Origin of the sequence: Mesorhizobium sp. M1307, assembly GCF_040318155.1 — a bacterium.
Taxonomy (GTDB): Bacteria; Pseudomonadota; Alphaproteobacteria; order Rhizobiales; family Rhizobiaceae; genus Mesorhizobium.
The window spans coordinates 1-2,705 of the sequence record NZ_JAMYLR010000097.1 but is presented as its reverse complement, the minus strand read 5'-3'; the positions used below and the strand labels follow the sequence as shown (position 1 = coordinate 2,705).

Below are 2,705 nucleotides of genomic sequence, written 5' to 3'. Positions count from 1 at the left end.
TCTGGAGGCCAGCACGACGGCGCGCTTCGAAGCGTCGGCCAAGACAGGCAAGGTCCGCAGGTTCAAGGAGTTCGTTGACGGCGCCCGCGGCGCGGCCGGGCCGGCAGCACTCAGGCGACTATAACGGGCGCAGAGCCGACCCTGCGGCTTCCAGACATTGTCGTGTACAGCTTCAGACCCTCAAGCCGAGCCCGCAGGGCCTCGCTTACCTTTTACGGGGCGGCGGTACGTCCAAGCCGCTTCAACAGTTAAGAATTTCGCAAAGACGATACCCCGGATCGTCGAGCTTCCGCTGCCACTTCCCGCATTCGCCGAGGCGGTCAATGACCCGCCCTTCACAATAGTTATCCGGCAAGCATCTGGATGCGAGAGATAATGTTGCCGGAGGCATCTCTCATGGCTTCTACACCTGCCTGAACGCCAGAACCGCGTTCGTGCCGCCAAAGGCGAAGGAGTTGCTCAGTGCCACGCGCACCTTGCGCTCGCGTGCCACATTGGGCGTGACGTCGAGATCGCAATCGGGGTCCAGCTCACGATAATTGGCAGTCGGCGGCACGACGCTCTCGCGGATAGCCATCACGCAGGCGATCAACTCGAGCGCGCCGGACGCGCCGAGGCAATGCGCGTGCATGGACTTGGTAGAAGAAATGGACATTGAGAAGGCGTGCTGACCGAAGACGCGCTTGATCGCCGCCGTCTCGATCTGGTCGTTGGCCTTGGTGCCGGTGCCGTGCGCGTTGAGATAGTCGACATCCTCGGCGTCCAGCCTGGCATCGGCAAGGCAGGCCCGCATTGCTGCCTCCGGCCCCTCGACAGTCGGCGCGACGATGTCGGACGCATCGGCGGAAAGGCCGGCACCGGCAATTTCGGCAAGGATGGTGGCGCCCCGAGCCAGGGCATGCTCGTAGCTTTCCAGCACCGCCATGCCGGCGCCTTCACCAAGCGACAGGCCCTGGCGATCGGCCGAGAATGGCCGGCAAGTATCGGGCGAAAGCACGCGGATCGCTTCCCATGCCTTCAGCACACCCCATATGAGCGGCGCTTCGCTGCCGCCGGCAAGCATCACGTCGGCCCGGCCGAGCCTGATCTGGTCCACCGCGCAGGCAATCGCATGGTTTGCCGAGGAACAGGCGGACGTGACGCCGAACACCGGCCCGCGCAGACCAAGACTCATGCTGACCTGGCCGGCAGCGGCACCCGGCATCGCCTTGGGTACAGTCAAGAGAGCGGCACGCTTACCGCCCAGAAGGATGGCGCGGTAGGTTTGCTCGATCGCATCCCACCCGCAGCCGCCAACGCCCACCGTCGCACCGAAGCGATAGCTATTTCCCTCTTTGGAGGAAAGTCCGGCCTGACGCATGGCTTCGCGCGCCGCAAGCACAGCGAGCAGGCTGAAGCGGTCCATGGAGATGAGTTGCTTGCCGTCGATGTCATGCTCCGGCAGCGCCTTGATCTCGGCACCGATCCTGACCCTCAATTCATGGAGCTCGGAGTTGACGATTGGGCCGATGGCGGAGCGGCCTTCTCGCATCTCTGTCCAAATGGCGGCGGCGTTGGTCCCAAGCCCGCAAATACCGCCAATCCCAGTAATCACGACGCGCCTGTCCATTCACACCCCCTTAGCGAGCAAGCTGCGCACGGCTTCCACCATGTCCCCAACATTCTGGAGATCCGACCATGCCTCGGCCGTATTCATCTCGATCTGGATGCCGTAGGCCTGCTCCAGGTCCCAGAGAACGTCCGCCAATCCCAGTGAATCGATACCGAGCGAAGTCAGTCCCGTGGCAGCCGTTATCTCGCCGCCTGTGGCAGGCGCTATGCCGCCCTCCGACGCGGCGCGCTTCTTGATAATGGCGATTATTTCGTTGGCGAGTTGATCTGCCATCTTGTTCCTTTCCAGCTTGCGTTTTCGGCGTCGTTCAAAACCCGAGTCGCGTCGCGTTGCCAAAATTGCCCCTCATAGAGCCTGTGCGACCGACCAAGCCCAATGCCCATAGGAACCGGACGAGTTCCGGCTTCTGCGGCGTCAGCCCGATGACGAAGAAAAGTCGCCGGCCTCCCGCTTTTGCGCCAGCACATCAAGAATCTGCGTGTAAATGGATAGGAACCGTCGTCAAACGTCAGCTAAACGCTGCGACGGTGGGTGCTGTCAGCGTATTCACTCGGCACCTCATATGTAATCGAGATGTTTCATAGCTCCGGACCAGTTGCGATCAACTATTGTACCGGTCCGCCATTCGTCGGAGAGTTCGACATGATCGGAGCGCTGCCTCTCATTCCCAGTACAATCTCCACCGCACGCGACAGATTTCCTCTTTCGGGCTCTTCTCAAGGGACTCGCCACGCGATAGAGGCAGTGATCGGCGCACGTGAGGTCCTGCCAAGTCCATGCGACATTCCGGAAAATTGGTAAAATCGTTTGTTTCAATCAAATGCATCCACGCTATGGATAGCTAAGACATGCGTTTCAAAGGGCTCGATCTGAATCTTCTCGTCGTTCTCGACGCGCTGCTGAGCGAGCGCGGCCTCACGGCGGCGGCACGCCGCATCAACCTAACCAAATTCATGGGGGTTGGTGGATGTGGCGCAAGCCGTTGAAATGGCGTAGGATTTGGTTGCCTAAGCCGATCCGAACCATTTCCCGGAGACCACACCCACCATGAACGATCTTGCGCTGCCGCTGAGCGGTTTGTCATCAGTCGGCG

General features: G+C 61.0%; 2 protein-coding genes and 2 pseudogenes. 2 read left to right on the top strand and 2 right to left on the bottom strand.

Annotated elements, in window-relative coordinates:
- Positions 1–253 precede the first annotated feature (253 nt).
- A pseudogene (locus tag NKH16_RS34720) lies at positions 254–417 on the top strand (LysR family transcriptional regulator); the annotation flags it as partial.
- Here NKH16_RS34720 and NKH16_RS34715 read toward each other — a convergent pair.
- A complete protein-coding gene (locus tag NKH16_RS34715; RefSeq protein WP_352453892.1) occupies positions 404–1,609 on the bottom strand; it encodes a beta-ketoacyl-[acyl-carrier-protein] synthase family protein in 1,206 nt (401 codons plus the stop codon). The pseudogene NKH16_RS34720 and the gene NKH16_RS34715 sit on opposite strands and share 14 nt — an antisense overlap.
- On the bottom strand, positions 1,610–1,885 hold the full coding sequence (locus NKH16_RS34710) for an acyl carrier protein (protein WP_352458906.1): 276 nt from the start codon (positions 1,883–1,885) through the stop codon (positions 1,610–1,612). It abuts the gene before it with no gap.
- A gap of 575 nt (positions 1,886–2,460) precedes the next feature.
- Between NKH16_RS34710 and NKH16_RS34705 the strand changes: the two are divergent.
- Positions 2,461–2,562, top strand: a pseudogene (locus tag NKH16_RS34705) (LysR family transcriptional regulator); the annotation flags it as partial.
- Positions 2,563–2,705 lie beyond the last annotated feature (143 nt).

Bases quoted from the DNA above. Each gene is read 5' to 3' on its own strand.
- NKH16_RS34715 (WP_352453892.1), bottom strand. From the start codon at position 1,609: ATGGACAGGCGCGTCGTGATTACTGGGATTGGCGGTATTTGCGGGCTT.
- NKH16_RS34710 (WP_352458906.1), bottom strand. From the start codon at position 1,885: ATGGCAGATCAACTCGCCAACGAAATAATCGCCATTATCAAGAAGCGC.